The organism is Lacrimispora sp. 210928-DFI.3.58, assembly GCF_020554865.1.
Taxonomy (GTDB): domain Bacteria; phylum Bacillota; class Clostridia; order Lachnospirales; family Lachnospiraceae; genus Enterocloster.
Genome location: NZ_JAJCIC010000107.1, coordinates 1 through 538, shown reverse-complemented (window position 1 = coordinate 538; position 538 = coordinate 1). Strand labels below are relative to the sequence as shown.

General features: G+C 53.2%; 1 protein-coding gene. It reads left to right on the top strand.

Annotated elements, in window-relative coordinates:
• Nucleotides 1-538: virulence-associated E family protein (locus LIZ87_RS22120; RefSeq protein ID WP_227149233.1), on the top strand; the 538-nt coding region annotated here is incomplete at both ends.

Genomic DNA, 538 nt, shown 5'->3' with positions numbered 1-538 from the left:
AACTACCGAGAAAGGCGGTGTCCGTCAGAGCATACGGAACTGCCTGACCGTATTCCAGCGTGACCCGCTGCTTTCCGGGGCTATCGCATACAACATCCTGACCGACCGCAAGGACATCATAAAGCCCATCGGTTTTCACAGGGAAAGCACCGCCCTGAACGATACGGACATGAAGTATCTGCTTCTTTATCTGGAAGAAACCTACGGGCTTACCAATGAGAAAAAGATTGATAACGCCATCGGGATTGTGGCGAATGAAAACAAGTACCATCCCATCCGGGACTATTTAAGTACCCTTGTGTGGGACGGGACAGAACGAATCCGTTTCTGCCTGCGGCACTTTCTGGGGGCTGACGCAGATGATTACACCTATGAAGCGTTGAAGCTGTTCCTGCTGGGTGCAATCTCACGAGCCTTTCAGCCGGGGTGTAAGTTTGAAATCATGCTCTGTCTGGTCGGCGGTCAGGGGGCTGGCAAGTCCACCTTCTTCCGTCTGCTGGCAGTCCGGGACGAGTGGTTCTCCGATGATTTGCGGAAG